Origin of the sequence: Achromobacter sp. UBA2119, from assembly GCF_002331005.1 — a bacterium.
In the GTDB taxonomy this organism is placed as follows: Bacteria; Pseudomonadota; Gammaproteobacteria; order Burkholderiales; family Burkholderiaceae_B; genus Achromobacter; species Achromobacter animicus.
In genome coordinates this window covers 176,034-200,476 of the sequence record NZ_DCYD01000018.1, presented here as the reverse complement: position 1 = coordinate 200,476, position 24,443 = coordinate 176,034, and the positions used below count along the sequence as shown (strand labels likewise).

33 protein-coding genes are annotated in these 24,443 nt (G+C 62.3%); 2 read left to right on the top strand and 31 right to left on the bottom strand.

All coding sequences use genetic code 11. The annotated features are described in order from the left end of the window. The 4 genes from B3098_RS21905 to B3098_RS21890 all read right to left on the bottom strand — a co-directional run bounded on the left by B3098_RS21905 (position 1) and on the right by B3098_RS21890 (position 4,524). Positions 1 to 540 carry a type VI secretion system amidase effector protein Tae4 gene (locus tag B3098_RS21905; protein WP_286898915.1) on the bottom strand — a complete coding sequence of 180 codons (540 nt, stop codon included), beginning with the start codon at positions 538 to 540 and terminating at the stop codon, positions 1 to 3. A gap of 3 nt (positions 541 to 543) precedes the next feature. Beyond that, the gene (locus B3098_RS21900; RefSeq protein ID WP_286898913.1) at positions 544 to 3,363 is read right to left on the bottom strand and encodes a type VI secretion system Vgr family protein; all 2,820 of its coding nucleotides are present in this window, start codon (positions 3,361 to 3,363) and stop codon (positions 544 to 546) included. A 259-nt stretch (positions 3,364 to 3,622) separates the two neighbouring features. Continuing rightward, positions 3,623 to 3,913 (bottom strand): hypothetical protein, encoded by a 291-nt coding sequence (locus B3098_RS21895; protein WP_175124381.1) that lies wholly within the window; start codon positions 3,911 to 3,913, stop codon positions 3,623 to 3,625. A 233-nt stretch (positions 3,914 to 4,146) separates the two neighbouring features. After that, positions 4,147 to 4,524, bottom strand: a complete 378-nt coding sequence (locus tag B3098_RS21890) for a response regulator transcription factor (RefSeq protein ID WP_286898912.1) — start codon at positions 4,522 to 4,524, stop codon at positions 4,147 to 4,149. 164 nt (positions 4,525 to 4,688) lie between these two features. Between B3098_RS21890 and B3098_RS21885 the strand changes: the two genes are divergently transcribed. After that, positions 4,689 to 5,351 carry an SOS response-associated peptidase gene (locus B3098_RS21885; RefSeq protein WP_286898911.1) on the top strand — a complete coding sequence of 221 codons (663 nt, stop codon included), beginning with the start codon at positions 4,689 to 4,691 and terminating at the stop codon, positions 5,349 to 5,351. Positions 5,352 to 5,405: 54 nt separating this feature from the next. Continuing rightward, positions 5,406 to 5,714: a hypothetical protein gene (locus B3098_RS21880; protein WP_286898909.1), complete on the top strand. Its 309-nt coding sequence runs from the start codon at positions 5,406 to 5,408 to the stop codon at positions 5,712 to 5,714. Between the two features lie 282 nt (positions 5,715 to 5,996). Here the strand turns inward: B3098_RS21880 and B3098_RS21875 are convergent, their stop codons facing one another. The 27 genes from B3098_RS21875 to B3098_RS21745 all read right to left on the bottom strand — a co-directional run bounded on the left by B3098_RS21875 (position 5,997) and on the right by B3098_RS21745 (position 24,438). Continuing rightward, on the bottom strand, positions 5,997 to 6,557 hold the full coding sequence (locus B3098_RS21875) for a hypothetical protein (protein ID WP_286898908.1): 561 nt from the start codon (positions 6,555 to 6,557) through the stop codon (positions 5,997 to 5,999). Beyond that, the gene (locus B3098_RS21870; protein WP_286898906.1) at positions 6,554 to 7,054 is read right to left on the bottom strand and encodes a hypothetical protein; all 501 of its coding nucleotides are present in this window, start codon (positions 7,052 to 7,054) and stop codon (positions 6,554 to 6,556) included. Before B3098_RS21870 ends, B3098_RS21875 begins: the two co-directional genes overlap by 4 nt. Continuing rightward, positions 7,051 to 7,329 carry a hypothetical protein gene (locus B3098_RS21865; RefSeq protein ID WP_286898905.1) on the bottom strand — a complete coding sequence of 93 codons (279 nt, stop codon included), beginning with the start codon at positions 7,327 to 7,329 and terminating at the stop codon, positions 7,051 to 7,053. Before B3098_RS21865 ends, B3098_RS21870 begins: the two co-directional genes overlap by 4 nt. A gap of 2 nt (positions 7,330 to 7,331) precedes the next feature. Continuing rightward, positions 7,332 to 7,640 carry a hypothetical protein gene (locus tag B3098_RS21860; protein WP_286898904.1) on the bottom strand — a complete coding sequence of 103 codons (309 nt, stop codon included), beginning with the start codon at positions 7,638 to 7,640 and terminating at the stop codon, positions 7,332 to 7,334. A 59-nt stretch (positions 7,641 to 7,699) separates the two neighbouring features. Then, positions 7,700 to 8,446, bottom strand: coding sequence for a class I SAM-dependent methyltransferase (locus B3098_RS21855; protein WP_286898903.1), 747 nt, complete (start codon positions 8,444 to 8,446; stop codon positions 7,700 to 7,702). 198 nt (positions 8,447 to 8,644) lie between these two features. Continuing rightward, positions 8,645 to 8,863 carry a hypothetical protein gene (locus tag B3098_RS21850; RefSeq protein ID WP_286898902.1) on the bottom strand — a complete coding sequence of 73 codons (219 nt, stop codon included), beginning with the start codon at positions 8,861 to 8,863 and terminating at the stop codon, positions 8,645 to 8,647. Further along, complete coding sequence (locus B3098_RS21845; RefSeq protein ID WP_286898901.1) at positions 8,863 to 9,921, bottom strand: hypothetical protein; 1,059 nt, start codon at positions 9,919 to 9,921, stop codon at positions 8,863 to 8,865. The genes B3098_RS21850 and B3098_RS21845 overlap by 1 nt, the downstream gene beginning before the upstream one ends. Then, positions 9,922 to 10,572, bottom strand: a complete 651-nt coding sequence (locus B3098_RS21840) for a DUF2612 domain-containing protein (RefSeq protein WP_286898900.1) — start codon at positions 10,570 to 10,572, stop codon at positions 9,922 to 9,924. After that, positions 10,569 to 11,759 carry a baseplate J/gp47 family protein gene (locus B3098_RS21835; RefSeq protein ID WP_286898899.1) on the bottom strand — a complete coding sequence of 397 codons (1,191 nt, stop codon included), beginning with the start codon at positions 11,757 to 11,759 and terminating at the stop codon, positions 10,569 to 10,571. The genes B3098_RS21840 and B3098_RS21835 overlap by 4 nt, the downstream gene beginning before the upstream one ends. Beyond that, entirely contained in the window at positions 11,752 to 12,096 is a 345-nt protein-coding gene (locus B3098_RS21830) for a hypothetical protein (protein WP_286898898.1), read from the bottom strand. The genes B3098_RS21835 and B3098_RS21830 overlap by 8 nt, the downstream gene beginning before the upstream one ends. Further along, positions 12,093 to 12,800 carry a Gp138 family membrane-puncturing spike protein gene (locus tag B3098_RS21825; protein WP_286898897.1) on the bottom strand — a complete coding sequence of 236 codons (708 nt, stop codon included), beginning with the start codon at positions 12,798 to 12,800 and terminating at the stop codon, positions 12,093 to 12,095. Before B3098_RS21825 ends, B3098_RS21830 begins: the two co-directional genes overlap by 4 nt. Then, positions 12,785 to 13,609 (bottom strand): baseplate hub protein, encoded by an 825-nt coding sequence (locus B3098_RS21820; protein ID WP_286898895.1) that lies wholly within the window; start codon positions 13,607 to 13,609, stop codon positions 12,785 to 12,787. The genes B3098_RS21825 and B3098_RS21820 overlap by 16 nt, the downstream gene beginning before the upstream one ends. After that, complete coding sequence (locus B3098_RS21815) at positions 13,602 to 13,910, bottom strand: hypothetical protein (RefSeq protein WP_286898894.1); 309 nt, start codon at positions 13,908 to 13,910, stop codon at positions 13,602 to 13,604. Before B3098_RS21815 ends, B3098_RS21820 begins: the two co-directional genes overlap by 8 nt. Continuing rightward, entirely contained in the window at positions 13,907 to 14,449 is a 543-nt protein-coding gene (locus B3098_RS21810) for a phage baseplate protein (protein WP_286898893.1), read from the bottom strand. Before B3098_RS21810 ends, B3098_RS21815 begins: the two co-directional genes overlap by 4 nt. Continuing rightward, entirely contained in the window at positions 14,449 to 16,065 is a 1,617-nt protein-coding gene (locus tag B3098_RS21805) for a phage tail tape measure protein (protein ID WP_286898892.1), read from the bottom strand. Before B3098_RS21805 ends, B3098_RS21810 begins: the two co-directional genes overlap by 1 nt. A 93-nt stretch (positions 16,066 to 16,158) precedes the next feature. Next, positions 16,159 to 16,611, bottom strand: coding sequence for a hypothetical protein (locus B3098_RS21800; protein WP_286898891.1), 453 nt, complete (start codon positions 16,609 to 16,611; stop codon positions 16,159 to 16,161). Between the two features lie 9 nt (positions 16,612 to 16,620). Then, positions 16,621 to 17,070 carry a phage tail fiber protein gene (locus tag B3098_RS21795; RefSeq protein ID WP_286898889.1) on the bottom strand — a complete coding sequence of 150 codons (450 nt, stop codon included), beginning with the start codon at positions 17,068 to 17,070 and terminating at the stop codon, positions 16,621 to 16,623. Positions 17,071 to 17,127: 57 nt separating this feature from the next. Next, complete coding sequence (locus B3098_RS21790; protein ID WP_286898888.1) at positions 17,128 to 18,636, bottom strand: DUF3383 domain-containing protein; 1,509 nt, start codon at positions 18,634 to 18,636, stop codon at positions 17,128 to 17,130. 10 nt (positions 18,637 to 18,646) lie between these two features. Further along, positions 18,647 to 19,174, bottom strand: a complete 528-nt coding sequence (locus B3098_RS21785; protein WP_286898887.1) for a phage gateway protein — start codon at positions 19,172 to 19,174, stop codon at positions 18,647 to 18,649. Then, positions 19,171 to 19,539 carry a phage collar protein gene (locus B3098_RS21780; protein WP_286898885.1) on the bottom strand — a complete coding sequence of 123 codons (369 nt, stop codon included), beginning with the start codon at positions 19,537 to 19,539 and terminating at the stop codon, positions 19,171 to 19,173. Before B3098_RS21780 ends, B3098_RS21785 begins: the two co-directional genes overlap by 4 nt. Continuing rightward, on the bottom strand, positions 19,536 to 20,012 hold the full coding sequence (locus B3098_RS21775) for a hypothetical protein (RefSeq protein ID WP_286898884.1): 477 nt from the start codon (positions 20,010 to 20,012) through the stop codon (positions 19,536 to 19,538). The genes B3098_RS21780 and B3098_RS21775 overlap by 4 nt, the downstream gene beginning before the upstream one ends. Next, entirely contained in the window at positions 20,012 to 20,437 is a 426-nt protein-coding gene (locus tag B3098_RS21770) for a DUF4054 domain-containing protein (protein ID WP_286898883.1), read from the bottom strand. Before B3098_RS21770 ends, B3098_RS21775 begins: the two co-directional genes overlap by 1 nt. Before the next feature lies 1 nt (position 20,438). After that, on the bottom strand, positions 20,439 to 20,789 hold the full coding sequence (locus B3098_RS21765) for a hypothetical protein (RefSeq protein ID WP_286898882.1): 351 nt from the start codon (positions 20,787 to 20,789) through the stop codon (positions 20,439 to 20,441). A gap of 59 nt (positions 20,790 to 20,848) precedes the next feature. Further along, positions 20,849 to 21,931, bottom strand: a complete 1,083-nt coding sequence (locus B3098_RS21760) for a major capsid family protein (RefSeq protein ID WP_286898880.1) — start codon at positions 21,929 to 21,931, stop codon at positions 20,849 to 20,851. A 20-nt stretch (positions 21,932 to 21,951) separates the two neighbouring features. Beyond that, positions 21,952 to 22,458, bottom strand: a complete 507-nt coding sequence (locus tag B3098_RS21755; RefSeq protein WP_286898878.1) for a structural cement protein Gp24 — start codon at positions 22,456 to 22,458, stop codon at positions 21,952 to 21,954. Beyond that, positions 22,455 to 23,705, bottom strand: a complete 1,251-nt coding sequence (locus tag B3098_RS21750; RefSeq protein ID WP_286898876.1) for a DUF2213 domain-containing protein — start codon at positions 23,703 to 23,705, stop codon at positions 22,455 to 22,457. Before B3098_RS21750 ends, B3098_RS21755 begins: the two co-directional genes overlap by 4 nt. After that, positions 23,686 to 24,438, bottom strand: coding sequence for a minor capsid protein (locus B3098_RS21745; RefSeq protein WP_286898875.1), 753 nt, complete (start codon positions 24,436 to 24,438; stop codon positions 23,686 to 23,688). Before B3098_RS21745 ends, B3098_RS21750 begins: the two co-directional genes overlap by 20 nt. Positions 24,439 to 24,443: the final 5 nt, after the last annotated feature.

Sequence of the window (24,443 nt, the reverse complement as noted above, 5' to 3'; positions counted from 1 at the left end):
TCATTTCAATTCCCAGTAGTGCACAGCAGTAGTTTTTTCAGCCGACGTTGCGTGCGTGAAATAACAACTATCACCACAATCCATCCCATCCCACAAAGTGACGTGTCCGGTTGCGTTGCGCCAACCTGCAATCTCAAAAATGACGATGCCTTTCATTCCAGAGAGTTGGATATAGGCGTCCTGGCCGCTAGTCTTGATTGAGAGGTCTGGCTTACCAAACTGGCGTCGAATAAAATTCAGCATGTCAGACACGCGCATGATGTAGGCCTTGTTGTCACCACCGCGCAATTTGTATTCGCCAGGCCCTTTTGGAATCTCCATACCGCCATAGTTGAAGGCTCGGCTGAGACGTACCCCGCACGCGTTTGCATAGGCAATGGGATCCTCGACATAGTGTTCGTAGACACTTCCGCCAGCCAAGCGATACGCATCTTTCGCCGACACGCCTACTGGATAGGCAGACCACATCTCTGCAAACTTTGGTCTCCTGATACGAATTTCCGACCGAACCTGGCCCGCCGCTGCGCTTACGGTTCCCATGTCTTAGCTCTCCTGTGAGGCGACCGCGATACGCTGATTAGCCAGCACATTTTTTAGGGTCGCTGTTTTATCTTCACCAACGATCGCGTCAAGGAGTATGTCCAGAGGCGGTTCGCCCCCCTCCGATCGAAGTCGAACCTGCACGGCGTCCCCTGACTGATAGTTGATGGTCTCCACGTGTAGATTCAGGTCTGCGGAATGGCGGGAGATATCACTGATTGGGGTTTCCGCTTTGCCGTAAGTCCAAAATATTCTTCGTATTGCCTTTTCGTTGCCGGCCGGCATCTGTGTTGGTCTGTCAGGGGTATTCGATTGCGATGCCCCAGAGCCATTTCGAGGAAGCAGCGTTAGCGAGGCGACGTGCATCGCCCCCATCTCCACGAGGTCGGTGCCACCCTCGGCATCCGTAACGCCATCACGCACATCTCCATTGCTGAGCGTGATTCTGTACGGATGCCTGGCGGCGGGTCGTTCGCCGTCAGGCAACGTCAATACAAAGCGTCTCTGAGTCGATCCGACATCGAACTGAGGTAACGTCACGGATTCGCTCGCCGCACCCACCCAGTCGAAGCTGCCTGCTTTGAAGGTCATGGCACCGGGGCAGCCGTACTCGATGTTGCCCCCTTCCATCTTGATGTAGGCGCCCTGACATAGCAGGGTGATGTGCTTGTCGGCGGTCACCAGAACATGTTCATTACTGGCGCTGACCACGACGCTCTTGTTTGCCTGAAGGTGGATCGACGCTTGTTGAGCCTGGACGCGCACCTGCCCTTGATGCGCGATTTGGCGCAGATCACCGGCATGGGTGAATTGACTGATGCCTTGCCCGGCGTTCATGACGATGGACTGGCCCGCCGTGACATGTTGGTTTTGCTCAGCGACCGTATCCATATGCTGGCCCGCAGCGAGGGCGATGGAGCGCGGCGTGGCTGCGGCAATGCCTGCGGGGCTGCTGAGGCCGATAATGGGCTGCCCGCCGTTTTCGCCGCTCTCGTCGTTTGCGCCATGCCCCAAGTCGCGGACGGCGTTGGACAAGGTTGTCTGGGGACCGGCGTCGTGCGGCAGATTCTGATGCTGTTCAGCGTACTCACCGAGGTTTTTCGCCAACTCGAGCGCACTTTCCAGGCATTGGACCAACTGGGTGCGAGCAAGGTGTCCCCCTTGGGCGTTTGGCTGTTCATCGGTGGTAAGCAGCAGGCCCTGTGCGGCGCGCAGGGCGCCGTGCAGGTCGGTACGCAGCTCGAAGCCTTCACCGCGGGGGCTTCCGCCGCGGGGCCGAGGGTGCGTCAGGTAGCCAAGGTGCAGATGGGTTGCGCCATGGTCGTTCATCAGCGCGGCGCTGATCTGAGAGGTGGTGTCGTCCAGCCGCAATTCACTGGCGCGGTTCCCTTTGTGTTCCTTGCTTTTGACCGTTGCCAGTTCCTTGAATTTGGGCAATTCGTACGGCGGCAATTGCAGGCGGTTGTAGGCCCTGCCCGTAATGATCGGCTGATCGGTATCCCCATCCAGGAACTGGACGATGACCTCCTGTCCGATGCGCGGGATGGCCATGTGGCCCCAGGTGGCGCCGGCGATATTCTGCGACACGCGGATCCAGCATGAGCTGTGATCGTCCTGGTTACCCAGCCGATCCCACGGGAATTGGACCTTCACCCGTCCGTATTCGTCGGTAAAGATTTCCTCGTTAGGCGGACCAACCACGACGGCGTTCTGGGGGCCATCGATACGTGGCGGGGGCAACGGTTCGGCGCGCCACTCTGCGTCGTCCGGAACGAGATCGGCCTCGTAGCGGTAATGCGTACCCAATTGCGCCTGGGCGCTTTCCTCTGCCTGACTGGGGTGTTGCGTACCGCGGTGAACGATGCGCACCGGACGCCATCCGCGGTTCATATCTTCGCGCGGGTGGCCAGCCAGGATGAATGAAATGCCCGGCTGCAGACGGGCATCGTCGCCTTCGACCCGGGCGATACAGGCATCACGACGGCGACCGCGTAGGCGGTTCACGGCGAACGGCCTGCCGGCCTCGTCAAACTTGGCACGTGCGGGGTAGTCGTATCGCTCGTAGCGACGCCCTTGATGGTTCAGGTTTTGCCCGTCGCTACTGTGCTGATGGGTGTAGCGCGGGTTGTGAAAGGTGTAGTCGCGCTGCGTCTGGCGTGCGGTGCGCACGTTCTCGATGTACGAGAAGCGGCGCAGAGCGGGCTGCGGCTGGTCACCGCCCGGCGTTGGGTGATACTGCACGGGATCGTCACCCACGCGGCCGTGGATGAAGAGGCGATCGCTATGAACCAGCTGATGGCCCTCGGCGGTGTGGCGAAAGGAGTAGAAAAATCCTTCCTCGCGCATGATGCGCTCGACGAACTGGTAGTCGGTGTCGCCAGCCTGGACGCAGTATTCACGGGTCAGATGCTCAGTGGTGTTGCGCTGCTCGTAATCCTGGGTAAGTCCATGCGTCTTGAGGACGGTTTCGGCAATTTGCGGGACCGAAAGGGACTGGAAGATGCGCCAGTCGGAACTGAGTTTCAAGCGCGCAAGACGCGGCTCGACGATCGCGGAGTAACGGGTTCTGCGGAAGCCTGTGTCGCCCTGAACGAAGGCCGAGACGGCGCCGTGCACGTAGCGAACCGGCGTATCGCCGTGCCAGATGGTGAGCAGTGCGGCACGGTCCAACACTGTGCCGAAGTCGATGGCAGCGCTGGCGCTGGACAAGTCAACTTCAAGCAGGAATGTCTCGGACAACCCTTCCTGCAACGTAAATTCAACTACCTCGAAGGACTCATCGCCGATGGCGAATGTGAAGCGCAGATCAGATTGGGTGGGCATGGCGAGCTTCCATTTGGGTCATGCCACGCTGGTCGCTCTTGGCGCCAGGCAGCACTGCCCTTTTAGAAGCCACACCTATGCCCCGTAAATCAGATCAATATTATTTTCGCGATAGACGTGTGCTCTTGTGATCGGCATCATGCTCGCTGCCCCGCTTTGCGCGTCGAGGGAATGCAAGCCGCGAGAAAAGGCAAAGAGAGAATGCGCAAGATCGAGAGGCCGACACCGAAGATCGGCGCAGCCCTCCCTTGAAGCAAACTCAGGCAGTCAGAAACCGCACGACTTCCGCCCAATCATTCGTCGACAACGCCACATCCTCGTAGTCGCCTTCTTCCTCGTCCCAACGCGAGACGCAGTAGCGCTGGCTTCTGCCGGATTCGCGGTCGGCGTAGTTGGCGTAGTCGACATACACCTTCAAGCCGCGCTCCTCGTTCACGAAGGACGGCGCCGCGTCGATGCGTTCAGACGCGTCAACGTAGCCTTCGGGCAGAGTCGGCAGGGTGGAGATGTCGTAGCGGGGAAATTCCCGGCGCAGTCGGTCAAGGTTCATATGGCAAGCTTTAGGGCTGGCGCGGCAGGAGGGGCTCGAACCCCCGACCTCAGGCTTAGAAGGCCCGTAGGAAATCTACCTAACGCCTTGATTTCACACGGGTCTTTGTAATATGCGTTAGAACAAATCCCGTTTATGGGCCACGATTATATGCGGCTTAGCAGCCATCTGTTCTAACGCTCAGCTTGCAGCAGTTCGGCCGAAGCATCCCGGTTTCGGCTCGCACGTCTGATTTAGAGCGGCCTGCTCCGAGAACCGGTCGGGCGGAAAATGGTGTCCAGCAGCGTGTCAAGATGGGCAGGTTTTGTGAGCCAGGCATCAACGCCAATCGGTAGAACAACCGAATCCGCTAATCGCACGCTGCCACTAAAGATGACGACGCGGGGCGTATTGTCTGGGCAGAGGGTCTTAAGCCGCGGCGCCAGTTCAAGGCCTGAAGCATCAGGCAGTTCAATGTCCAAAAGAATCACGTCGGGCTTGAACTCAATCGTAGTCCGCATTGCCGTCGCACCGTCGCCCGCGGTCCGCGTCAAAACAGACTCGTCCATCATCAGACACTCGGCGGTCAATTCGGAAGTCGTCGAATCATCGTCAACGATGAGAACTCGCATTGCCCAGGATCCTTTAAACAACTGAAAGATACCTGCACGGCGCGAGAGTGCTTGAGCGCCGTTGCGTTGGCTCCAAGACTTGCACTTTGCGACAGATCCGAATCATGGTCAACCCGGCCTAGTTGTCCCTCTGCACCTATACTGACCTCCCCCGGGAGGACCTCATGTGTAGTCATTACCAGACCCTGAAAGATGCTGAATTGCTGCTGAAGAAGTTCGGCGTGACCCGGCCGGGTGTGCTCGGCAAGTACGACATGTGGCCGCGCTATCAGGGCACCTTCGTCCGCCGGCCGCCAGAGCACGACGCCGGCGACGAGGCCGTGCCCGGCATCGAAGCCGTGACGGGCCGCTGGGGCCTGATCTCGGGATCCACCCGGCCGGACGCGCTACCCGGCGCGGAGAAGCTGTCCACCTTCAATGCCCGCGACGACCGCGTCGCCAACGCCTTCACCTTCCGCAATGCCTGGCGCCGCGCGCAGCACTGCATCATTCCCGCCGATGCCATATTCGAACCTGACTGGCGATCCGGCAAAGCAGTGGCCACGCGCTTCACGCGGGCCGACGGCGCGCCGCTGGGCGTTGCCGGCCTGTGGGACCGCTATCGCGACGCGGCTGGCCAATGGCATGAGAGCTACACGATGCTGACCATCAGCGCGGACGACGATCCCCTGTTCCGCGACTACCACCAACCCAACAAAGAAAAACGAATGGTGGTGATCCTTCCCGAGGGCGCATACAGTGACTGGCTGACCGCCAGCGCCGATCAAAGCCGCGACCTCCTCGTCCCCTTCCCCTCCGAAAAGCTGGTCGCCACACCGATGACCTGACCCCGGTTTTGCTGCAATACACTGTACATCCATACAGTTTTACGCAGCAGAATCATGCTTTGTTCCGTCGTCCGCACCCACCATCTCGGCCAGAAGCGCCGCGACAATGACCCCGCGCCAGCGGTAACCGGCAGCGTGCGGATGTACTCGATCACGCGCGAGGACATGCGGCGCCAGGTACGCGTCATGACGATGGATGGTCTGGCCAAGTTCGGCGCGACGGCGAAAGGGCCGATACCCGACCTGCTCGAGCCGGAGCTGCTTACCTTCTGTTCTGACAGGGGGATGATGGTCTGCGGCTTCGAAGAGATCGACGGCCGGCGCTACTACCAGGGGTGGTGGATGCAGTGGCTCACCGCATAAGATAGAAATACAATCTCACAACTCAATTTTCCATTGCGGCCATGACCGAATCGATCGAACAACTTGAAGAGCGGAAGCGCAGGTTAGAACTTGAAACCGCGATTGCACGAATGGAGCGCCAGGAAAGGGCGATGAACGTGCTCTCTAGAATTCCTTCAATCGCTCGCCGCATTGCGGCTGTGGTGGTACTGGCTCTCGGAGCGATCGGCGCAATACTGTTGGTCCGCGGCCTGCTATTCCAACCACACGGCATACGGGCAGAAGCCAACTTGATTTCCGGCGCTATCTACCTATCCCCATTGGTAACAGTTTTGCTTTGGAAATTTTTTCGTCGATAGAGGCGCTACCGAGCAGGGCCTTAATGTAGTCTTGCAGGCCATTCACTTGGTCAGCCCATCCTGCAGCATCCTTTCCCACCTCGCCAAGTCGTCGTCCAAGGCTTTGAGCTCGGCCGAGACACTCTCCAAATACGCCGATCCAGTCGGGGCCGGCGCCATCAGGTCCGCCGCCGGCGTTGGGTGCCTCGGCGCGCCGGCCGTCGAGCTGCTTGAGCAACCCGCCAACACGAGCAAAAGCGGCATCACGTTCGCGCTCAGCCTTGGCCAGCTTCGATTCGGTTTGTTGGCGCGCCAGGACAGCGCCGCGGTATTCGGCATCAGCACGGTCTCTCTCCTCCTGCCAGGCGCGCTCGATGGCCGCCTGGCGTTTTTCGATTTCCGCTTGCTTGGCATCTGCGCCTGCCTCGTATTGGCTGGCGCCATACCAGCGCACGCCCAGGACGGCCGCGGCCAGCACCGCCGCGCCGATCAGGTAGGGCAACGCCGCGCGCAGCAGCGGGTTCATCGGGCCACCTCTGCCACCGCGCGTGCGTACAAGGCCGGCCACGTCTCTGGATGCGGCCTGCCCGGCCGCCAGGTGCGCAGGTAGAGATTCCAGGCGCCCTGCTCATCGCCGACCGCTGGCAGCCGGCCGGGGTCGCTCCAAAGCAGCAGCCGCGCCAGGCCGGCAGCCAGCACATCGTCGTTCTCGATGGCGTCCCAGATGGCGGCGTCCCGCGCCGGCACGCCCCGGGCCTGGTAAAGGTGCGCGGCCGCGGCGCGGGTGGCGACGTGCAGCCGGACGCCGTGCACCATCCCGCCGCCCTGCTCCGCCTGCCAGAAGCTTTTCGCCGGCCCGGTCGGGCGCGGCGGGTTGCCCACGAGTTGGCGCCGATGCTCGAAGCGCGATTCTTGCAGCCCGATCGCCAGCAGCATGATGCGCGCTTCGGGCGTGTCCATACTGGCGGGCAACAATGCCAGCGCCGGGTTGATCCCCGCGACGATGATTTCGGACAGCGTCATAGCTTTGGGCTCCTGATGTGCTTGGCCGTCACGGCGGCCACGTAGAAGGCGGCAGAGGCCGCGAGAGCCGCGTCTCCCGCGCTGGCCCAGCCCGCCACGAAGATGCGGCAGGCCGCGCCGGTAGCTGTCAGGCACACGGCCGACAGGCCGATCCGCTCGAGCGTTGTGTCCTTGATGCCGCGCGCGAAGACCGCCAGAGCCGCGCCGCCGGCCACCACCAGCCAGCAGACGAAGGCGAGGACCGCCCACAGCGTGAGAATGATGGTGCTGTCCATGTTCATGCCCCTCTGCCGCGCACGCGGTCGATCACGGCTTGCCACAACGCGCCGACGGGCGCCGCCTGCACCGCCTCCCAGGCGCGCGAGACGATGGCCATTCCAAACATGCCGGTCAGAAAGCCGGCCAGCCCTTCAGGAATGCCCAGCATGAGCGACAGGTACGGCGCGGCGTAATAGGCGACCAGCGAACCGCTGACCGCCATGCTGAGGCGCGCCGGCCAGGACCCCTGCAGGTATCGCATCGATACCGCGGCGCCAAGCACGCCGGCAAACTTTGCCGCGAAGGCGTCGAAGTCTTGGATGTTCAATCGCGTCCCCTATAGACGTAAAAAAACCCGCCGGAGCGGGTTTGATGTGGCTGAATCTGCTACTTGGAGAGGTAGAACGTACCTCGCCATTTCTCGTCGTAGTCGACCATCGACGACTTCGCTTCTGGGTGCTGCTCGAAGAAAGAAGCCCAGTCGAACTCATCATAGGTGTAGCCAAAGTGTGCGGCCATGAATTCAATAGCCGAGCGAGAAGGCCTGCCGACCAGCGTTCGCCCATTTCTGGTCATCGAATCTGACCAAGCCATCTGTTGGTCCTCCACGGGGTCCAGCAGAAGCTGGATATCGTGAGGGTTCTTGTAAACCAAACGAGGATCCTCAGACGTGACCCTCGGGCGCTCATCGACCGCCGGCGTAACCTCGGTGTCAATGACCACAAATTGAGCGCCAGTGCGCTCTATCAAGTCGAGTAGTTCCGCATGCCGGATCGTGTGGTAGTAAAAACCCAGACAGAACACCACGTCGAACTTTTGGCCCTCCAACCTGCGGAATACATCTCCCTGCTGCAGATCGTACCGGCTTGGAGCAATCCCATAGTGATGGAAAGTTTCCTTCGCGTTTGCGATCAACTCCGCTCGAGGTTCGATTCCCGTCACATGGGACGCTCCAGCCTGCAACGCAGCGAAGCTCCAACGCCCGTCATGGCTCGCTATATCGAGAACGCGCCGGCCCTCGATCCTGTCGGCGTTGCGCGCAACGATAGCCTCATGGCGACTATTCAGTCGATGAGGGAAAGGGCTTGTGTTACTTGTCTTGTAGAACTTCTCGTACTTGTCAAAAAAGCCCATGTCTGCTCCCGATAAGAAATCGAATTATCACCGATCTTATCGGTGCAGGTTAGTCTTCGGCCATGGTGCGCATCTAGCCCGCAATAGCGGGCTAGATTGATTGATTTCTTCGTAGACGATACAACCCTCGGGGTGTAGATCATGTAGCTCGGTCAGCTGAACAAACCCCAAATCGACCAAATTCCAAGGACATCTCGCCTAATCATCGCCAACAACCTGGGCGCTGGGCGCCAAGAATCTCTCGCCATCGAAGCGCCACCAAACGTCCGGCATCGGATTTTCATCGGACACGTTGATTAGCGTGGCGACGAATTGCGGGGTAAACCGAAGTTCAATCGGAATCTCAGACCCGTCGTCAAAGAACATCGGCTGGATGATCTCGACCACCATGCCATTTTCAATTCGCGCGTAGATCATTACGAATACTCCATGACGATAACGACGCCGGAACCGCCAGCAGCGCCAGACTGACCAGCTTGCGAAGCGGCCGACGCACCGCCGCCACCGCCCGCGCAATATGCCCCGCCATCATTGCCGGAGCCGCCCGCGATAGGCGTGCCCCCGCCACCACCGAATACGGAACTCGAGCCAGCTCCCCCCATGATGCGATTCAATGCAAGCGCAACGCCGTTATCCCCGGGAGTGCCAGTGGAGTTCAAAATATTGCCCCCAGTGGCGGGGCCTGCGCGTGAGCCAGATTGGCTGACTAGAGGAAACGATGAGGTAGTAAGCCCCACGGCGCCACCGCCTCCGCCCGGCGCTGTGACAATCGCACCGAAAGCTGACGAACCGCCAAATCCGCCACCACCGCCAACCGCGCCAGCGGCCCCGCCCGCGCCAACAGTCACAACCTGCCCGGTAAACCCAGACGTCAAGCGAGTTTCGGCGTACGCGCCACTACCGCCGCCACCACCACAAGAGGTAGCGCCAGCTCCATTCGCCTGGCAGCCACCGCCGCCGCCACCTCCACCGCCGACCCTGATGATGGCCGAACTTGATTGGGCCAACTTGGTGAAGGTGGTTGCCCCCGTGGTCGTGAACGCGCCGCCATCAACGCTCACTTGTTGAGTGCCCCCGGAATTGCGGTACACCGACGTTCGGAGCAGCGCTCCAGCGTTCTGGTTCACCCATCCTGCGACGCCTGGGCCTGGTTCGGCGACGTTATCGGCACTCGTCGACTTGTAGACGATTCCGCCATGGCTAACTTGGGCACCAAGGGGCCAACCGCCGTCGATAGCCTGCCATTTCGCAAAGCCATTCAGTTGCATCTCGCCGAGCCCTTCCGTGAGCTCGTTGAGAATGCCGTTCATCTCGGATCGGCCCACCGGACGGTAATTGGCGTTGTCGTTGGGCAGCTCGTAATCCGGCGTCCAGCCAGCCTGCAGCGATACCTTGCCGTCCGGTTGGTCGGCGGTTGCCAGCGCTTCTTTATCGCCCGTCGCAGCAAACGACGTTTTGTAGATCCTGGTAGCCATTTACGCTCCGAAGTTTCCGTTTTCGAAATTGAGGTGTTCAGGGCCAAAGCCCCACGAGGGTTTGACTTGCACCTTCCAACCGACCCCCACTGTGGACGGCCGGGGAAGGATGTCCGTTCTCTCCAACAGGCGTCGCAACCGGTAGTCCGGTGCCTGCGTGAAGAAAAAGGTGACCAAGTTCATGTCGTAGCTGTCTGCCACGTAGGCGATGCCGTCACCGAATACGCTCGCCAGCGCCTGATTGATGTTCGGCGCCGTGGGCCGCATGGTCAGCTGAAACCACCGCAGCTTCAGCAGTTTCCTCGCGGACTCGATATCCAGGCTGACCTGGCCGTCGGAGGAGCGCCCGAAATTGCCATTGCCGAAGTTCTTGTTTTCGGTGCCAAAGCCGAATACCCCCTCAACCCGGCGGGGCTCACCGATCTCGAGCGACACGCCAAGAATGCGCGCCCAGACCGCTAGTCCAAATTCATTGGCCGAGTCCAGATCGAAGACGTCCCGATGCCATGCGCGCCAGAAGTCCATCTGGTGTGTGTCGATCCACGCTTGATCATTCCGCGACAGCGCCACCGCCCGCGGCGCGCCCTCGTACTGCCATAGGATCGACCGCATCAGGTCGACCGAAAAGTCGAATTGCTGGGTTCCGCTCATGCAATCACCACCTGGATGGAGCTGCGCTGGGTCCGGGCGATCTGGTCGGGCGCAATGTCCATCGAGTCAGCGGACCACACGCCTGACCCTACAACCGACAGTTCGACCTTTTTCACAAAGATGGTCGGCTCCTGCTGGTTGATGGCGCTGGCGATTTCAAAGGTCGACACGTCGCTCCCCACCACAAAGCTCACGTCGCCCTCAATATCTCCGTTGACGCAGTTCATGACCAAGTCCGGGATCAGCTGCTGGACGTCCAGCGTGCTTGCCCTCACCGTGACACGGATGAGGAGCGCAACCTCCTCCGGCCGGTCGAACTTCACCTCGTACAGCCGTCCGTTAACCGGGTCCGGAACCTGGACGACGACCGCGCCGTTGTAGCCGCCGCCGACGGTCTTGGTCTCGAAAAGTGCCTGCGCAACCTCTTGTTCCGTGCCGCCTTCCACGCACGCCCAAATGCTGTGCTTGCGCATGGGGATGCCGTCGATGACTTGGTCGACGTCCGCATAGTTCTCGAGGTAGTAGCACGAGCGCACCGCCTCGATGCTGTAGAGCCGCGACACGATCGCCTCGTTGATCGAAGTCGTCTGAAGTGCCAGCGTCTGCGCGCGCCGGCGCCGCAAGAGAACATCGTTCTCTTCCAACTGGCCCGGAAGCGCCGCCACGGGGTTGGTGATCGTCTCCCATCCCAAGACGCTGGAGGCTACGGTGTTCAGCCCGCCAGGCGGCACGACCATCTCGCCGTCCTGCAGGGCGCGCAGGTTTCCCGAGGCGGTGCCGCCCGAATCAAGGACGACCGTTGTCACAAGTTCGAACTGCTCACCCTGATCGGTCTCGGCGATCGATCCGGCCGGAACGTTCGTGCCGGGAATACCACCAAGGAGCGCGCCGATGATCAACGACCGCACGCTGCTTCGACGCCTACCGCCAGTCAGCGCGACGAGAGAGTCCAGAAACACGCCGCCGGCGAGGTTCGGGTTGATCTGGTTGGCGAGCTCGGCGTTGTTCCGGGCGATCGCGTCCCGCTCCTCGGTGATGCGGGTGATCAGCATGCCCTGGGGCGTGGCCGCATCCGTCGGCATGTCCTCGCCAAACACTGCGCGGAATTCGGCTTCCACCTGTGCCCGCGTGGTGGCCGTATCCACGACGATGACGCCGCGGTTTGCGATGAAACTGTAATCAGCCATTGATCGTTACCGTGCCATATGTGGTCTGAAGCGTCGCCGTGTACTTCAGCGTTTCGCCCTCAATTTGGGTGACGAGGCTCAAGATGCCCGTCACATCCGGGGTCGTAAGCAAGCGCCGGCGCAGGGACGCTTCGAACTGCGCCAGGTTCGGCTGCTTGCTGAATGCCTCGCGCAGAAACGGGATGCCCTCGTCATAAGCGTGGATCATCTCCGCGCGCGCCGTGGCGGCGAAATGCTTGGCTTCCTGGGCCACGGCCTGGCGATCGGTCACCATAGCCAGATTGCCGTTGGGCAGCGTCACGAAGTCGTTGTCGTCGTCGGTCTGAAACGAGATCAATTGGGGCCTCCCGAGTTTCCGCTGCCGGGTTGCACCCCGTTGTGGGTATGGGTGCTTCCGATGTTCTTGCCGTTGTGCGTCAACGTGCCGCCTGACATCGCCACGTTCCCGCCGCTGGTGGCCACGTTGCCCTTGAACTCGATGCTCCCGATCCATTCCGTCTCGGGTATTTCCACCTTCGCCTTGGGCGCCTTGATACGCACCTCGCCGGCGTGCAACGAGATGCAGACCGAGCCATCCATGGACTGCAGGACGAGCGCATCAGCGTTCTCGCCGTCGATGGCCCAATCCTTGATCGTGTCAGGAAAGAACATCGCGTCGGAGAACGAATGCAACCTCTCGGTGTTCGGCCAATCCTCCCGGCCGCCGCGCTGGAACATCAGCGACACATCCCGGTCGTTCGCCTTCAACCAGCCGAAGTCACCTGGCTTGACGGGAAACCGCATGAAGAAGCCTCCGCCACCGAAGCGGAACACCGGGATGTTCGGGATGCTGCCGCGCGAGATCTTCTGCCCGTCCGTCGTGCCGACCATGATCAGCGGCTTCACCACCGCCCGGTTTGAGGCGTCGTCGTAGGAGACAAGCTGAGCGGGCAGCATGTCGTCCAGGTTCTCGCGGATGAACGCGCGGATCCAGGACTTCAGGACGCCCGACATGCTCCCATCGTCGGCGCCGTCGATATCGGGGGCTACAGTCGGCTGCATGTCGCTTGGTAGAAAAATGGATCTTCGTGGCTGGCCACGTCGAACTTCAGTTGATCGATCTTGTAGTCGCCGTTCAGCGACCGGTTGAACTTGCTTTCCAGGCGCAGCGTTCCACCCAAGACCGACTCGCCGTCGATCAGGTAGGTCACCTCCACGCCCTTCGCTGTGGCCTTGGGTATGCCCACCATGCCGCTGTTCACGTTCAGGACCTTGACCCGGCCGCTGACGGCCTTGTCGAAGTCCTGCACGATCAGCCGGGTGTCGTCCACGAAGGCTCGGACCCCGCCGGCCTCGGCCAGCCGGTTCACCTGGCCAAGCGCTCCGCCGGTATAGGTGTAGTTCCCGATCAGCTTGTCCAACGCCTGGAAGACCAGCGTCGCGCCGATGTCGGTGGCCACAGCTGCAGCGATCGCGGACAGTTTCGAGGTCGCCTGGGCGCTCTTGGAGACCACTACCCCGTTCGCCGCGTTGCCCGTCTTGGACTTCAGGACGATGTCCACGTCCGGCGGGCTGCTAGGCTCCGCGCTGATGATGTCGCCTGTGTATACCTTGAACAGGCCGGTGGAGATCCGCCCCACCTCCACGATCAACCGCTTCGGCGTCCGGTTCTTGTTGAACGGGCTCGTCTCGGTCAGCAGGAAGTCGCGCGTCTCGCGGCGCAGGTTCGAGATGGTCACGCTGCACTCGTTCTGCGTGGCATTGGCGTACTTCGTGCCGCTGGCCTTGATCCGCATGCCGTCCGCGGCGCTGTAGTAGTTCATCCGGCCCGACACCTCGATGCCGATTCGGATGGCGCGTAGGTCAATCATCGATGCCGACCTCCGTCGGTTCCAGATAGATCAGCGACTGCGACCGTCCGAACTCCTCCCACCATGGCAACTCGCCGTTCCTGGTCAGGATTGCGAAGTTTCCCTGGTGGCTCAGGTAGCGATACGGCAGGATGGGGAATTCGGCGACGATCCGCTGGCCCAGGACCAAGTCAACGCCGTCGCGGCGCACGTCAGCCAGCATCGTGCCGCGCGCGACCTTGATGGATAGCTCCCACAACACACCGTTGATCGTGGCCGAGAACGTCTGGTTCGGCACCGCCAACAAGGTGATATCTCTCACTTGAACACCCCGCTCAAGACGCTGCCCTTCCGCTCGGTGCCAGCGCCGGATTCCTCCGATGTCTGCTGGCCGCGCTTCACCGTGCTGGACTGGCTCTTGTTCTCCACCTTCGCCGGCGGCAGCTCGCCGAACTCAGGCTTGACCTCTACCCACTCCTGCATCCTGATGGGTACATTGATCGCCATTCCCAGCTCGGGCGTCTCGTCATGCGGCATGTCGACGATCAGCATGTTTTCGTACGAACGAACCTTCGTCTGTACGGTGACGAGCTTGTTCTGGTCGAACGCCTGGCGCAGGGACTCGAACTGGTTGCGCGTGTCATCGGCCAGCAGGAAGTCGATCTGGATTTCTGTCAGCTCGCGCACGACGTGGTCCGACCGCTCGCTGCCGTCCTCGACCGCGAACTTGGTGGCGCGCTTGGCCTCCCTCACCGCGACCCGCATGGGATGGGCCGACGCAAACAAGGTGTCGAAGCTCTCGGAATCGAGGATCGTCACTTGCTGCTGGGTAGACGTGGAAAGGCTGTCGGATAACTGCATTACCGTTTCACTCCGCTGGCGGAATCAGCCTGCAGGTTCCTGAGTTCGTCTTTCAAGCCGCCGCCGATCGACTGGCTGATACCTTGGGCGTCAGTCGCCTGCGTCTGCACCGTGACCTGACCGACCTGGACGTTCGTCTCGGTGTGCGTGTTGCTGGCATTCGAGATTGCGTTCGACGTGACCGAGTTCATCGGGTTGGCCGCGGCCAGGTCAAGCTGCGCCTGTGCCGCCTTCATGTTTTCGGCTGCCTTCGCCTCTGCCTCCGATACCCCCTTGGACACCGTCGATGCGGTCACCTGGATGTCGTCGCTGCTTCCGAAGCCCAACCACTTGCCGATCCGGGAAATGACAGACGAGACGCTGTCAAAGACCCCGCTGATGTAGGCCCAGGCGCTCTTCACCACGCCCACCACGCCCTGGAAGATGGCGCCTATGGACTTGCCCATGACGGCAAACGAGTTCACTGCTCCCGACGCGAAGATCTTGACCGAATCGTAGGCGCCGGCCAGCGCCTCCTTGACCCAATCGAATGCCGCTGTGACAGCCTGCGCCATCGCTTTTACGGTCTCGCCGACGATCGGATACTTCTCCGAGATCTGCCCAATGAGTGAATCGTTCCCGTCCAGGAAGTTCATCACGTCGTCGTACAGCAACGCGAAGAGCGCCACGACGGCGGCAATCGGCGCGGCCACCGCCAGGAACGGGGCAATCAGCGCCCACACCGCCGCGGTTGCCGAGATCACCGCCGGCAGGAACATCGCCGTCAAAATCACCGCCAGACCGATGAAGAAGCCCTTCACGAAGGTGTCGTGCCTGTTCATCCAGGTGACCACCGCATCCAACTTGTCGATGAACCAGGTGACCGCTGGCAGGATCCAGTCGACGATCCCGCCGGCGGCTTTGTCTGTGCTGTCCCTGAACTTCGCCATCGCTTCGGAGTAGGCCTTGGCGCGCTCAGCCGACTCCTTGGTTACGCCGCCCTGCTGCTTCTGGACGCGCAGCATGCGCTCTACTTCCTGCCGGCCTTTAAGGAGAAGCTCCACTGTGCGGTTGTCGGTGATCCCCAGCTCCTTGATCCGGAATACCGCCTCCTCCCGCCCCATCCCTTCTACGGCGCCGGCCAGCTCTACCATGCCCTGCACGGCATTCTTGGCCTGGCCGTTCACGTCCTTGAGGCTGATGCCCAGCGCCTTGAACGTCTTCGCGCGGCCGGACTCCACATCCTGCAGCGCCTCGCCGATGGATTCGGCCATGTCCGTCAGGGAGTCGCGCGCGCCCTGAGCGTCGCCGCCCATGCGTACGATGGTCCTCCCGAAGGCGTCCACATCCTCTATCGCAACCCCGAGCGCCTCGCTGGTGTTGCGGATCTGCTCGACCGTCTGCACGTGGTTGTAGAAGGTCTCCAAGGCCTTGGAGGCGGCGACCGTGGCCAGAATGGCGGCGCCGATCCGGGTGAACACCCCCTTGATCTTCTGCTCCATCAGGCCGGCCCGCCCCTCGGCGGTCAGCATCGACTTTCCGAACTCGTCGGTCTTCTGTTCCGACTTGTCGATCTCCTTGTTCAGCTTGGAGTTGTCGGCGTCGATGACGTACGTCAGGGCGTCCAGCAAGGCCATGTCACTTCCTCTTTTCCGCTTCCATCGCGCGGATCTCGTTGACCTTGTTGGTAGTGGCGATTTCCCAAAGGTCCATCGCCTCTTCCAGGTCAATTACGGTTTTGAGCTCGACGAGTCGGGCGAGTCCTGAGCTGACAATTGACCCAATAAAGGGGTCAGCATTGGCATAATCGAGTGGAGACACTTTTCCAGCAGGCAGTCGAGGAAACCGCGCTGCCCGCCGAGTCCGAAAAAACCGGTGTTCTCCTCGATCATCTCGATCTCCAGCTTCATGAGCTGGATCCCATCGTCGACGTGGTTGTCGATCAGCGCCGCGGTGGTCAACCGTTGCTCGCGCCCGTCCAAGTCCACCGCCACATAGCTCATGAGCTTTTTCATGACCTCTTCCGAGGTTTGGTAGTCGCCCAGCTTGGGAATGTTCGACAACGGGTACTTGGCGATCACCTCCCGCGCCACCGTGGCCGGCAGGCGGGAAATGGTGAATGCCTTTTCCACGCCATCACGGTTCTTGACCATGACGACGCGGGGTTTGATCAGGTCTGCCATGGCGGGCCCTTACGCGCGGGTGCGGGAGAGGTTCTGGAAGGCGAAGGTGTAGGACTTCGACTTGATGCGGCCGGCCGACGCCGGCGAGTTACCGGGCATGCCGTTGGTCATCTTGCCTTCGCTGAGCGTCAGGCTGGCGCCGTCCGGATAGGTGCCCACCAGCGTGATCTCATCGCGCGCGTGACGCTTGTTCTTCGCGGCACGGTTCGCCTCGAAGATCACCGCGAGATTGTTGTCTGCCTCGCTTCCCGGGATCACGTTCAAGGTGATGGTGATGGGCGTCGGCGCGCTGAACACGACCAGGTCGCCGTTGACCGTCATGGCCGGAGTGGCGATATCGATCGCGGGGATGTCAAAAGGATCCGCGTCATCGGCGAACTCGGTGATCGTGAAGCCGGACGGGAAGGACTCGCTGGCCACGCAGCGCAGCGCAACCCCGATAGCGGAAATATCGTACATGTCTGATCCTCAAAAGAAAGACGGCCCGCAGGCCGCCCAAAGTGTTGTCTTGCCCGGTCAGACCAGGTTGTGCGAGCCGTCGACCTTGCGGACCATGTCGCCCTTCGAATAGACCAGCGTGTACTTGGCCGTGAACTCGGTCACGCCCGATTCGCCCGTCTCCTGTTCGATGCTGACGTTGAACCAGTAGCCGTTGTCCTGCACGTCGTGCCAGGCCAGCGGATCGTTGGTCAGCTGGGTAACCGCCACCTTCTGCAGCTCGGTCAGGGTCTTGCCGATCAGGATCGTGCCGTTGTTCAGTGCCTTGTTGACGCCGCCCTGAATGATCGCCATGACCATGCCGCGGCCGTCGTTGTTGGCCGGGATCTTGTTCGTGGTGAGCAGCAGGCTCATCAGCTGGGCCGTCATGTACGCCTTGAGCCATTGCTCGTTGGCGTGCACCGACATGTCCAGGGGCGCCGTCGCGCCGCCCATCAGGTAGCCGCGTTGGAAGAACGAGATCTTCTGGCCGGCGCTGGCCGTCTGACCGTAGTAGTTGACCCGGCGCGCGTCGTAGAAGTCGGCCATCTGGTCGTCGGTCACGTCGGACGTGAGCGTCACACCAGACTGACGGAACATGTAGTTGATGGTGGCATTGGTACGGTCGTAGTCCGTGGCCGCCATCACCGCCATCGGCAGGGCTTCCTTGTACTCGCCGGCCGTGGCGTTAAGGATCAGACCGTTGGAAGCGGTGCCGATCATCGCCGCGTTCCAGGCATCGGCCGTCACCGAGTCCACCGGCCAGTACATCTGGTACTTCACGTTCTCGCCCGAGACGTACTCGGCCAGCGGAATCGCATCTTCCAGGTCCACGGCAACGCTGAAGGAGGCAGATCCGAACGAGTCGGTCACGTTCTCCGACGCGCGGAAGGCCTCCAGAGGCGTCATGGCGGCCGAGCCCGGGGAACTGATGGCCTGGGCACCCTGCAGCGCCAGCATCGCGCCGATATCGCTGCCGGTGGCCGGCGACACCACGATTGCGCCCGGGCCCGTCGCGGCGGACTCGACCGTGAAGGCACCGGCGATGGCGTCATAGGTGACGGTCGCGGCGGTGCCGGTCTGGGCGGTGGCCGCAGTGGCGATCGCAGTGGTCACAAGCTGGGCGACGTTCGTCAGACTGGTGGCGGCCGACAGATTCACGCCGGTGAGCGCGTAGGCAAATTCGCCAACCTTGATGTTCATCGCGCCAGCGCTGACGGCTTGGAAGTCCGCCAGGCTCGCTGAGATCCGGTAGCCGTAGACGCGGCCCGGGCGGGCGACGTCGGGATAGGCAGCAAACTGGAGCTCGGGCGCCTGCGAGGCCGGAGCCGGGCTGACGTACGAGAAGTACTGGCGGGCGAACGCCGCCTCGGGCGAGTCCGCGCCGAAGTAGTCGTCGGCGCCGCCCGGGCGCACCGAGACGATCTGGCCGACGGGCACGCGCGGGTCAGTGGTGAAGCGCCGGCCGGTCAGTTGCTGCTGGGCGACGGCATTGGCGCCGATCACCGCACTGATGATCCGGACGTAGCGAGTCATCTTGATGGACATGTCTTTTTCCTCAAATGCGATGGATGCCCGGCGCAACCTGTTGGATGTGTGCCGTGGCCTGGGTGATGTTGCGGTTGTGGGTGAAGATGACGGTGAAGTTCGGGTTGAAGTCGAAGTTGTCGCGTTCGTTCACGAACGAAGGCGTCACGATGTCTGTCGCGCGCTGCACGCCGATGCCGGCCGCCGTCATGGCCTGCGTGAATTTCATGGACTGCAGAACCCCGCGGACAACGGACAGGACGTCCGAGGCAAGCGGCTGCTCCGGCGCGTTCAGATCGTCGTCGACGAACGCTTGAAACTGGTACATCGACTCGTTGATCTGGGATTCCGTCGCCGTGAGTGCGGCACCGTCATCGCGGTACTTCCGCGACTGCCAGCCCCGCTTACCGCGGCCGATTGGGAAGAAGTAGATGCCATCGTCAACGCGGCCCTGCTTGGCCGGCTGGAAGGCCGCCAGCACAGGGAGGTCAATTCCCTGCTCGGTCAGCAACGCCAGCAGCGCGCCGCGTACCGTGGCCTCAAGCTGCTTCTGCTTCATGCTGGCCCCACATCGACGCAAAGGATGCCGCGCCAGCCGTCCTGGGTGTACCAGTCGGCTCCGCCCACAACGTCATGCCGGCGCCCGCCGTAGATCAGCTGGTCCGGCGCCGCGCCCCGTTGCACGTTCTCCACCGGGTGGGACGTGTAGAGGTTGAAATAGCGCTTGGCGGTGTCCAGCCCCAGGTCGCGGATCGTCGACTCGCCGACCGGCTGCCAGGAACCCTGGATCGTCTGCGGCGGCTCGTACTCGTTGACCCACTGCCCGCGCGCGTTCTCCGTGCGCCCCTTGAACTTGAGCCAGACCGGCGCCTGTTGCGCGATCACGCCGGCCGCGATGCCAAGCACATTGATTCCTGGAATCACGATTTATCCTCCACGACGTGGCTGACGGACTGGATCATCTGGCCGGTGTCGACCAGGGGCTTCTTGGACACTCCCGGCGTTTTCTTCCTGGCCTGGCGAGCTTCCAGCGTCGTCTTCTTCAGGGGCGGCGTGGTCACTCGGGAAATCGTCCGGGCAATGTCGCCAGCCGACCGCGCGCCCAGCGCCTCGAAGGCCTGTCCGATGTCGACCCTACCGTCGATGGCGCCGCGCACCGCCCCGGCGATCTGCCGGCCCCACTCGGCCTTCTTCTGCTCCGCCGTAGGGCGCATAAACGGCCGGGCCGGGATGTTTCCCTGCGGATAGCCGTATTCCTGGATGGCTGCCACGTACGCGACCGGCGTGCCGTCCGGGTACTTGGCCTCAGGGAAGAAGCCGACCCGGATCTGCTTGCCGCCGACGTCTTTCAACGTCGCCTTCAGCTTCTGCGTGCCGCCCTTGCGCACCACCTTCATCAGAACCTTCCCCCGCGGATGGACAGGCCGCCCACGTTGCGAAACGCCGCGCGCTCGGGCAGGCCGCCCACATACACCCCGCCAGCCGCGCAGCTCTTGGACAGAGCCAGGAACTGCTGGCCGTAGGGCGTCAGATTCAGCCAGTGCGACCAGGAATCGGTCGCGGGCGGCGCCTGAAAGGACACGCTCACCTTGTCGATGGTGGCCGAGGCCAGGGCGCCGGGCGCGCCGCCATTACCCGACTCGGCGTTCAGCCGCAGCTGCAGCAGGTGGGCCGTGATGAGCATCCACAGCTGCCCGTTGCACTGACAACCGCGCCCGCTGGTGTAGCACTGCGCCCATTCCGCCACGGCCAGCACCACGTCATCCGGCACGGCGTTGAACATGGGGAACAGGATCCGGAACTTCGCCAGCGGGAAGTCCATGTCAGGCCTCGGCGTCTTTGACCTTGGCGCCGCCGGAGTTGCGACGACGCGCCGATTCGGGTGTGTCTTGGGCCGCCTTGTCCGCGGGCGCCAGGTTGCGCGCAGCGAAGGTTTCCGCGTCATGCTTGTCGTGGGTGGCCGACACGAAGCCGTTCTTCGAATGCGCCTTGAACACGATGTTCTCCTGCAACAGGTTGAACTCGTCCTCCGAAACGGCGGTGACCATGCCCTTGGGCGTCACCAGTTGCTTGTTGGCCACGTTGGCCTTGCCCGTGACCAGGACCGACGCGCCGTTCTTGAGCTGGTAGCGCTGGTCGTTGCTGAGCGTGCTGTAGATATAGATTCGAGACATTTCGACTCCAGAAATGACAAAGGCCGGGTTTCCCCGGCCCTCTGTTCAGTGCGCGCCGATCAGGACGCGCTGATGGTCCGGCGCGCGAACGCCCAGGGACGCAGCACGAAGATGCCCGCCGTGGCGTTGATGGCGTCTTCGATGTAGCCCTTGATGCGGTTCTCGCTGCCCAGGACCTGGTAGCGCACAGGCACGGCCTGGATCAGGCTGGCGCCGGTGATGTCCGACTCGTCCTGGTCCGCGGCGTTCTCGACGAACAGGTAGGCCACGTCCAGGCCGCCATTGGCGTCCTTGAACTCGGCCGTCGTCACCACGCGCAGGTTCGGGAAGTTCTCGCTCAGCCATTGGCGGAACGTCATGCCAGAGGCGGCGGGGCTGTACACGCTGAAGATCGAGCGGTAGCCGGTGGGCAGGACCAGCACCAGGCGGGTCGTGTCCTTGAGCTCGCCGCCCATCTGGGTCTCGAGCTGGTTGTACATGCCGGTGAATTCGGCGACCAGCTGGTCGAAGTTCGCGGTCAGCCAGGGCGTGCCCGCCGAGACGAAGGCCGGCAGGCTGGGGTCGTTCAGCAGGCCGTACACGTTCGTGTCGGGCTGGTTGAAGCCGTAGAAGCCAACCTGGTTGCGGCTGATGTCCAGCGACTCGGTCGCGGCGCGGCGTTTTTCGTCCGCCGCCTGGTAGCCGATGGCCGCTTGGCGGGCGTCTTCCAGCTTGCCCACCTGGAAGCCCTGCTCGAAGCGCACGATGCCGCGCGATTCAACGGACTGGCGGTAGTCGGCGAGCGGGATATTGGTCGAGTCGCCGTACAGTTCGGCCTTGGCGGCGGGCTCGGCGACGCGCACGCTGATCAGCTCGTCCTCCCAGCGGCCAACCGTGGTGATGCCGGCGATCTCGTCGATGTTGCGCACCTGGGTCACGACGCGCAGCGTGCCGGGCAGCCAGGTCTGGAGCATGTGCGAGAGCATCGCGCCGTTCGTGACGGCCGGGCCGGTCAGGGCCGAGTCCATCGCGCGCAGGCCAACGCCCAGGTTCTCCAGGTCTTCGAAGCCGATCTTGGCATCGCTGCCCAGCTTGACGGCGCCGCGCGCGAGGGCCAAGCGGCCGCTCATGTGCATGTGCACCTTGGATTGAGTTTTTGCCATGATTTTTGGTTCCTTTCCGATCAGGCGCCAGGCGCGGCGGGGGTGGTCAGCGTGACCAGGCCGTTCAGCTCGATCACCGCGAGGCGCGGCGTTTCGGCGCTGGGTTCATGACGGGCGATATGCGCGCCGGGGATGACCGTCCCGGCCGTGCCGGCAGAAATGATGCCGGTATCGGGGTCGTAGGAGACGGCATCACCGATGTTCCCGTCGTTGCCCAATTGGACAAAGGCGACAGTCATCGTCGCGAATTCGCCGACCGTTCCGTTACGCGCATAATCGACCTCGATGGCGTAGGCCTTGGGGTTGATCATGATTCCAGCGAAGACGCCTTCGCCGCCTGCCTGCACTCGCTCGTACGTCCCGGGGCCTGACGGCTGGCCGGTCACATAGGTAAAGGCTCGGCCGAAAACGTTGTTCGTCTCGTCGGGCGAATCCAGCACCGCCGAGATGGCGCGGGTCGGGCCGTCGTGGCTGATGTTGCCGGGGATGCCGGACAGAAGATAGTTGCGTGCGGTGTTCGGGATCATTGTTTTTCGCTCCAGAGCTTGGCGGCCGTGTCTTCGGCACGCACCGTTTTGGAATCGCCGACGATCTTTTCGGCGTCGGACTTGGCGGCCTGCAGGTAGCCTTGCAGCACCGCGAGCTCGGCGCCGTCCTGCGCCTTCAGGCCCAGCTTCTTGACGGCGTACTTGGCGACGTGATCTGCCGACACCAGCAGCGCGCTGTCGAAGGCGCCGATGAACGGCGTCACGCGCTTGACCAGCGCGTCGCGGTCGGCGATCTGCTTGATCACCGCGGCGGCGTCATTGGCCTTGATCTCGGTGCGCAGCGTGCCGATCATGCCCATGACCTGCGAGTCCGCGGCGCGCGCGGCGATCTTGTTATTGGCGGCGCCAAGCTTGGCCAAGGCGGCGTCCAGGGCCTTCCGGCTGTCGGCCGTGGGGGCTGCCTTCACAGCCTCGGCAGCAGCCTCGACTTCCTCGAGGGCCGCCGTGACTTCTTCGATCGCGGCAGTGGCCGTCTCGACGGCGCTGGTTGCCTGCTCGGCCGACGCGGCGGTCTCCTCGACGGCGTCCTTCTCGGCCGGCGTCACGGCGGCCGGATTCGGCACTTCCGCGTCCGTGACAGCCTCCTTCTTGGGGTCGTTGTCCGAGACAGCGGCAGCTTGTTCCGCCAAGATTTTCTCGATCAACGCCCGCAATGCTTGTTCCATTTCGGGGGTGATTTCCATATTGATGAACTCCGCTGAGTCGTATGTGATGGTGAGGCAGTCCTGTACAGCCACGTCCGGCCCCGTCCTGCCCTCTTTCACGGATGCCAGATGATTGAATCGAATGTCGCGCTGGATGGCGTCGTACTGCATGCCATCGAACACGCCTTCGCTGAATTCGTATCGACAGCGGTAGCTGGGCGACAGCTCCACCTTGCCGCGGTCGATCAGGTTCTTCATGAAATCCGAGTAGGCCCGGATGCTGTTGCGCAGGTACGGGTATTCGAAGCGCGCGGTTTCGCCGGTGGTGCCCTGCACACCCTTCTTTTCGGCTGGCGTCCCGTCCTTGCCCAGGAACTCGTGTTCGTCGATCCAGGGCACAAGGTTGGCCGAGGCGATGGTCTCGGGCTTTTCCAGCTCTTCCTGCGGCCGGTACACCATGTAAATCCGGTCGGGGTCCGGCGCGCCAATCTCCCGACCCAGATACGGGAACACGCCGACTTTCGTGATCGGGTTGTCGCGCACCAGCAGGTAGCCATTGACGTCAGTTTGTCGCTTGCTCATCGAGGTACTCGGTAAAGTCGATGACCGGGCGCATGCGGCACCGGCAGTTGATCAGCTCGCCGGGGAATCCGCGCTGCCCGGTCCGCTTGTCGATGATGGGCGGGTTGTCCATGCTGAACGTCTGCCCGTCGTACTGGACGTGGAGAGATCGCGGTTCGGCGCCGCCTCCGCTGTGAATCCACTCGAACTGCTTGACGCCGGCGGCCTTCATCCGCTCTTCGTTCATAGCGGACGTGATCTTGCGCGTCTGGTCGACCGCGATCAGCTTGGCCCGGTTGCGGGTGACCTGGTTGAGATTCTTGATCTCGTCGAAGATCTGCCCGCTTCCCTGGCCGCCCGACTGGATCGACCGCATGACGATGCCCTGGATCCGCTCCTGAAACTGCGCCGGGATGCTCTTAATCAGCCCGACGTTCTCCGCTGTGCTGGCCAGGACCTTGTCGTACAGACCGGCCGGCATCTGGAACGTCTTAATGGTCAGGCCGCCGGACATGTCCCGCAGCGATGCGCCTAGGTTCTGCTTGGAAAACCGATCCACCTGCCCGATCGTGCGGTTCGCAAGCGGGCCCGCCTTCTCGGCAAAGGCCTTGCTCCACTTCCGCCCCAGCTCTGCCAGGATGCGCCGCGCCTGAGTGGTCACGCTCTCGTCCTGCGTGATCTCCGGGTTGCCGCGGTACAGCCGGCGTAGCGCGGCGTCGTACTCGGCCAGCATGCCGTCAATCAGAGACTCCATGCTGG